Origin of the sequence: Prosthecobacter fluviatilis, assembly GCF_042655725.1 — a bacterium.
Classification (GTDB): domain Bacteria; phylum Verrucomicrobiota; class Verrucomicrobiia; order Verrucomicrobiales; family Verrucomicrobiaceae; genus Prosthecobacter; species Prosthecobacter fluviatilis.
On record NZ_JBHSMQ010000004.1, the window covers coordinates 652,733 to 658,732 of the forward strand.

Below are 6,000 nucleotides of genomic sequence, written 5' to 3' on the forward strand. Positions count from 1 at the left end.
TTCCATCCAATAGAACTTACTGGTTTTGGGATGGTTCTTGCTCTTGCCGCTGTGCACCTGCTGTGCACTTTTGCGGTTTCGCTGTGCATTTTTATGTTTGCTCATGTTGCCGTCATGTTAAACATAAATGCCTGATATACAAGTAACAAAGTCCAATATGGGGCAACATGTGCAAACATGAGAAAACACCTTTAACGCAGACTGTAAATCTGCTGGCTTACGCCTACGCTGGTTCGAATCCAGCCCTGCCCACCACCTTCGTATTCAAAGTGTTACGAGAAAAAGCCCCGCCCCAAAGGCGGGGCTTCTTTTTTGAAGGTAGCCACTTTTTCAGTCGGCCCTATCTCTGGATTTCATCAGCGTAATCAGTCATGAAATGAACATGGGTTGGAGCCTGCAATTCTCCCTCCTTTTACGTTATAAAAAAAATTGAGAGGGCGGGCTTTATCCCCGGCATTTTCACCACCCCACCATGCCTCGGTGAACCCATTATTCGCCCTGCATCGACCGGGGTATCGTGTGCGTGTTATCAGAAGAGAAGTGTAGAGGGGGGCGTACTAGCACATCCTTTCTCTTGTCGTCTTTTCTTGCTTCAGTTACTGGCTTTGTCGCCCAACTCGCACTCACTGCATTTGTAGAGCTGTAGCCTGCCTTGGGGTGATCCAAAACGCTCTCTCCTGCGTGTCTGCGCCGACCTGCGTCAGGATCAGTTTCATCAGCTTTGGCTTTCCATTGTCTGACTCCGTGGACCAGAACGGCGCCCACTGAAGCGTCGCGGGCTGCAGCACACGCCACTCGCACTGCGCTAGATCCTCAAACAGCACCACGCTGCTTTCTCGTTCCTCAGAGTGGCAGCTGAGTAGCAGCCTGACTCCGCCACCGGGCTGCGCCTGCGTGAACAGGGTCACCGTGCAATCCGGTGTTTCATCAAACGGGGAGTGCACATGCTCCAGTTCCATCCGGCTTAGGTACTCGCCGTGATCTTCCGTTGTGGTCAGGTTCAGCGTCGCAGTGCTGGGCAGTTCGGCCAGCAGATGCTCGCAAAACGTGGCAAAGGCTTGCATCCGTGCATCGCGTCGTTCTGCCCGGCGCACATCGTCCGCCAGCGTCAGCGTGCCTTGGGCAAGGGAATACACCGCCCCCAGCACCAGCGCCGTGATCACTAGCACGATGATCACCTCCAGCAGGGTGAACGCCTGCTTTCTGGCGGCATGGCTGGATGGTGCCTTCATCAGCGGAATAGTGGGGGATAAACCCAGGTGTCGGCACTGGCCTGCTGCGGTGTGCGGCCCTCCAGCCAGTCTGCCGTCACACGCACTTCAAACAACCCCGGCATCGGCTGCCCATCGCGGTCCTTGAGCTCCAGCGGCGTGTGCGTCACCGTGTAGGTCACACCTCCCTCCTGCAGTTTGACTTCCTCCATGGCGTCTGGAATGCGCGTGTGTTCCACCAGCAGCGACCGCATGCGCTCCTGCACCACCGCCTCGTGCCGTCGCAGCAGCGTGTGCTCGCCGAGCTGGTGCACCGCCTCCACCAACGCCACCACGGCCATGCTGAATACCATCAGCGCCAGCAGCGTTTCCAGAAGCGTGAACCCATTCCGTTTCACAGGCTTTCCTCCAGTTCCTGGAACCCGGCGGTCAGCGGGTCCAGCGTAGCGCTGACCCAGTTTGCACCGTTTTGCCAGCGGAGTGTCAGCGGTTCACAAAGACCGCCGGGCCGCAGCCGCAGATGCTGGTTAGTGGCTGTGTCAAAAGTCTTCTTTCCGGCGCGGCGCACGGTGAGCTTGGCCCCCTGGCTCAGCGTGGTCAGGTCGATGACCTGCGGTTGCACGGTGGTGAGTGTGCGTGTCATTGCCTGCATCAAGATGCGCTCGGCATCATGCGCTGCGCGCAGCAGCTCGTGTTCCTCGGTGAGCTTCTGCACGGCTCCGGCTCCTATGCCGATGACGAGGGACGCGATGGCGAGCACCACGATCATCTCCAGCAGCGTGAATGCCTTCATGTTGCTACCAGTTGCCAATATCATCCTCGGTGTTCTCCAATCCATCTGCTCCGAGGGAGAGCACATCGTAGCCGCTGGCATTGTGCTTGCCGGGGTTGCGATACACCATCTTGCGGCCCCAGGGGTCGGTGAGGGCGTCGGGCTTGAGCTGCTGGGTCCAGCGCCTCGGCTTGGGCTCGGCGGTGGGGCGGGTCACCAGGGCGTCGAGACCCTGCTCCTGTGTGGGGTAGGTGAGGTTGTTGATCTTGTAGGAGGTCAGGGCGCTCTCCAGGCCCTTGATCTTGGCCCCGGCAGTGACGTGCTCGGCATCTCCCTGGATGCCCTGCACCATGAAGGCCACGGTTCCGAGAATGAGTGCAATGATGAGCAAAACGACCATCATTTCGAGCAGGGTGAAGCCGTTTTTGGAAGAGGAGCGGAGGTGTTTCATGGGGCGGGCTGGGGTAGAGAAGGGGGGCAGGTCTGGGGGAGCGCTGACCGACAGACAGGAGTGTCTGTCGTACCTATGAGTTAATGACGGAGCTGGCTGAGGGTGGAGAAGACAATGTTGACCATGGTGTAAACGAGAGTGCCGACGAGCGCGGCCATCACGAGAAGGAGGCAGGGCTGGATGAGTGCGGTGACGCGCTCAATGGTGCGCGAAAGCTGCGTGTCCATGCGCGTGGCTGCCTTTCCAAGCACTTCGGCGAGGTGGCCGGTGTCTTCGCCGATGCGGATGACGTCGATGGCTTGCGAGTCGAGAGCCTGCGTTTTTTTCATCGCGCTGCTCAGGGATGCGCCTTCCTGCACCAATGCTTCGGCTTGAGTCAGTGAGTGCTTGAGGTGGAGGTTGGTGACGGCACGGCGCACGAGTTCCAGGGCATGCAGCAAGGGAACACCGCCGCGCAGCAGGCTGCCGAGGGTTTCAAAGAACTGCAGCTCAAAGCGCGTCCGCGTGATGTCGCGGATGCCGGGCATCCTGATAAGGAGGCGGTGCCACCCGGACTGGAAGGCGGGCGTTTTGCGCAGGGCAAAGAGCAGCATGATGATGCAGGCCAGTGCAAGGGCGAGCAGCCACCAGTAGTTTTTGAGAAGATCAGAAAGGGCGAGGCTGACCTTGATCATGAAGGGGGGCTCTTTGCCGGAGCCGGTGAGCAGGGAGGCAAGTTTTGGCAAAAGGTAGGTAACCATGACCAAAGCGAGCGCTCCGCCTGCACTGATGAGAAAGGCTGGGTAAATGAGCGCACCGACGACCTTGGCGTGGACGGATTCCATGAGGCGGAGGTGGCGGGCCAGGCGGTCCATGATGTCATCGAGCGCGCCGCTGTTTTCACCGGCGGCGATCATGTTGCAGTAGAGCTCGTCGAAGGAGGGCGAGGCCTGGCGTAATGCGGCAGATAGTGGCACGCCGTCGCGAACGAAAGCACGGACGCGCGTGGCCAACGTGCCGATTTTGGAGGCGCTGCGGTTCTCCATGGCCTGCAGGGCTTGCTCGACTTGGAGGCCGGAGGCGAGGAGGTCGCCCATGTCTTCGGTAAAACGGATGACGTCGGTCTTGGAAAGGGCGAGGAGATTGTCGGCGCTCCTTGTGTCGGATTTCGCAATTTCGGCGGTTTGGGACTGGATGGAGCGTGCCTGCAGGCCGCGGCGGGCCAATTGGCGCAGGGCATCGCCGCGGTCGGCGGCTTCGATGGAGCCGGATTTGACGGAGCCGTCGGCGGACAGGGCTTGGAAAGCGAAGATCATTCGAGTTCTTCGGAGGTGACTCGGGCGACCTCTTCGAGGGTGGTGATGCCATCGAGGGCTTTTTGGAGGCCGTAGTCGCGCATGGGGACGAAGCCGTCTTTGCGAGCCTGGGCCTGGAGATCGGACTCGGAGGCCTTCTGGGAGACGAGGGCCTGCATGGCGGGGGTCATGAGGGCGATCTCGTAGAGGGCGACTCGACCTGAGTAGCCGGTGCCGCGGCATTGCTGGCAGCCGCCGCGTGTGGCGCGGTAGAGTTTATTGGCTATTTTGACTTCGGGGAAGCCGAGCTTGGTGAGTTCTTCGCGCTGGTAGCTGGCGGGTTCTTTGCAGGAGGAGCAGAGGCAACGGACGAGGCGCTGGGCGATGAAGGCGCGGACGGCGGTGCCGACGAGGAAGGGTTTGACGCCCATCTCGATGAGACGGGTGATGCCGGCGACGGCGTCGTTGGTGTGCAGGGTGGAGAAGACGAGGTGGCCGGTGAGGGAGGCGCGGACGGCGATCTCGGCGGTTTCGAGGTCGCGGATTTCGCCAACCATGACGACATTGGGGTCACCCCGCAAAATACTGCGGAGGCCGCTGGCGAAGGTGAGGCCGATTTCGTTTTTAACGGGGATTTGAACGATGCCGGGGAGTTTGTTTTCGACGGGATCTTCGATGGTGACGATGCGGCGGTGGACGCTGTTGAGCTGAGAGAGGAAGGTGTAGAGCGTGGTGGATTTGCCGGAGCCGGTGGGGCCGGTGACGAGGACGATGCCGTTGGGTTTTCCCAGCAGAAGTTCGATCTTGGCGCGGTGCTCTTCGCTCAGGCCGAGGCGGTCGAGGGTGAAGCGTTCCTGGCCGAGGAGGCGGAGGGAGATGGACTCGCCTTCGACGCTGGGGATGCAGGCGACGCGGACGTCGATGGACTGGCCGTCGGCCTTGAGATTGATGCGGCCGTCCTGTGGCAGGCGCTTCTCGGCGATGTCGAGTTTGCTCATCACCTTGATGCGGGCGATGACGGAGGCCTGGAGGGACTTGATGTTTTCGGGGACGGGGATCTCGTGGAGGAAGCCGTCGATGCGGTAGCGGATGCGGAGAGAGTCGGGTTGGGGCTCGACGTGGATGTCGGTGGCTTTCTGGGCGAGGGCTTCGCGGATGATCTGGTTGACGAATTTGACGACGGAGGCGTCTTCGTCTTCGTCGTCGATGACGTTGGCTTCGTCGCGCAGGTGCTGGTCGTCGGTGCTGCCGCCGCCGGCGGCGATGAGGGCGTCGAAGGTTTCGGCACCGACGCCGTAGAGCTGCTGGATGGAGCTGAGGAGTTCGCTGCGGGGCGTGAGGCACCACTCGACGGGGAGCTCGGACTGGCGTGCGACGGCCTGCCGGGCGAGGAGGTCGCAGGGGTCGTGGCAGGCGAGCTTGAGGGTGCGTTTTTGAGGTGTGGGTGCATCTGCCACGTTCTGGTGTGACGTGGTTGTCACACGACCATGGCCGAAGCCGAGGGGGAAGACCTGGTGGCGCACGGCGAATCGTGCGGGGATGAGGCGCTTGAGCTCGGCGGCGTCGTTGGCCTCGGGGCGCGGGGATTCGAGCCAGGGCCAGCCGAGGGTGTCGGCGAGGTGGCGGGAGAGGAGGCGCTCGTCGGCAGCGCCGCTTTCGATGAGGGCGAGGACGGGGGAGATGCCGCCGGCGGCGGCGGTGTCGAGGGCGGACTGGAGGTCGGGGTCCATCACCCCTGCGGCTCGGGCGCTTGATTGGAGGATGGAGATCATTGGGCGGCGGAGGGGAGGGGATTTATGATTTACGATTTATGACTTATGATTTGCCGAGAGAGCAGACTTCCAGGGTGACGGTTTTGTGACAGAGGGGGCCGGTTGCCGGAGGGAAGCCGCGTCGGGGCATGCGGGGGAGTGGTTCATTGTGAAGATTTTGTTACTTTGGGAGGCGGAGGGGAAGGGGAGCCAGAGACGTGACCGCAAAGAGGCGCAAAAAGGGGATGGCTGATTTCGGAGGGTATGGGGCGAGCGGGAGTCCTTGGTGAATGGGACGGAGTTTTTTTAACCGCTGACAGGACGCTGATGAGACGCTGATCAAGGATCAGGAAATGGGGAGCCGGAGAGGTGGACAGGATTCCGGAATTTCAGGATTGGGGAGCGGAATGGGAGCGGACAGCAACTGTGTTACGACGCAAGTGTGAAGTTGGGTTGGGTGAGGAGTTTGTTGAGCACGCAGAGGATTTTGCGCATGAGAGCTGTGATGGCGACCTTCGCAGGTTTGCCGCGTTGACGTAGA

6 protein-coding genes and 1 tRNA gene are annotated in these 6,000 nt (G+C 61.0%); 1 reads left to right on the plus strand and 6 read right to left on the minus strand.

What is annotated here, in order from left to right; genetic code table 11:
- Positions 1–160: 160 nt before the first annotated feature.
- Positions 161–255, plus strand: a tRNA-OTHER gene (locus ACFQDI_RS14115).
- Between the two features lie 368 nt (positions 256–623).
- Here ACFQDI_RS14115 and ACFQDI_RS14120 read toward each other — a convergent pair.
- The 6 genes from ACFQDI_RS14120 to ACFQDI_RS14145 all read right to left on the minus strand — a co-directional run bounded on the left by ACFQDI_RS14120 (position 624) and on the right by ACFQDI_RS14145 (position 5,480).
- Positions 624–1,232 carry a type II secretion system protein gene (locus ACFQDI_RS14120; RefSeq protein WP_377167761.1) on the minus strand — a complete coding sequence of 203 codons (609 nt, stop codon included), beginning with the start codon at positions 1,230–1,232 and terminating at the stop codon, positions 624–626.
- Positions 1,232–1,609: a type II secretion system protein gene (locus tag ACFQDI_RS14125; protein ID WP_377167764.1), complete on the minus strand. Its 378-nt coding sequence runs from the start codon at positions 1,607–1,609 to the stop codon at positions 1,232–1,234. Before ACFQDI_RS14125 ends, ACFQDI_RS14120 begins: the two co-directional genes overlap by 1 nt.
- Positions 1,606–2,004: a type II secretion system protein gene (locus ACFQDI_RS14130; protein WP_377167767.1), complete on the minus strand. Its 399-nt coding sequence runs from the start codon at positions 2,002–2,004 to the stop codon at positions 1,606–1,608. Before ACFQDI_RS14130 ends, ACFQDI_RS14125 begins: the two co-directional genes overlap by 4 nt.
- Positions 2,005–2,008: 4 nt before the next feature.
- Entirely contained in the window at positions 2,009–2,434 is a 426-nt protein-coding gene (gene gspG, locus ACFQDI_RS14135) for a type II secretion system major pseudopilin GspG (RefSeq protein WP_377167770.1), read from the minus strand.
- An 80-nt stretch (positions 2,435–2,514) separates the two neighbouring features.
- Positions 2,515–3,729, minus strand: a complete 1,215-nt coding sequence (locus ACFQDI_RS14140; protein ID WP_377167772.1) for a type II secretion system F family protein — start codon at positions 3,727–3,729, stop codon at positions 2,515–2,517.
- Entirely contained in the window at positions 3,726–5,480 is a 1,755-nt protein-coding gene (locus tag ACFQDI_RS14145) for a GspE/PulE family protein (RefSeq protein WP_377167775.1), read from the minus strand. Before ACFQDI_RS14145 ends, ACFQDI_RS14140 begins: the two co-directional genes overlap by 4 nt.
- Between the last annotated feature and the right edge of the window lie 520 nt (positions 5,481–6,000).

What these genes read in the sequence shown, in the direction of transcription:
- gspG (WP_377167770.1), bottom strand. Translation starts at nt 2,434, where the DNA reads ATGAAACACCTCCGCTCCTCTTCCAAAAACGGCTTCACCCTGCTCGAA.
- ACFQDI_RS14120 (WP_377167761.1), bottom strand. Translation starts at nt 1,232, where the DNA reads ATGAAGGCACCATCCAGCCATGCCGCCAGAAAGCAGGCGTTCACCCTG.
- ACFQDI_RS14145 (WP_377167775.1), bottom strand. Translation starts at nt 5,480, where the DNA reads ATGATCTCCATCCTCCAATCAAGCGCCCGAGCCGCAGGGGTGATGGAC.
- ACFQDI_RS14130 (WP_377167767.1), bottom strand. Translation starts at nt 2,004, where the DNA reads ATGAAGGCATTCACGCTGCTGGAGATGATCGTGGTGCTCGCCATCGCG.
- ACFQDI_RS14140 (WP_377167772.1), bottom strand. Translation starts at nt 3,729, where the DNA reads ATGATCTTCGCTTTCCAAGCCCTGTCCGCCGACGGCTCCGTCAAATCC.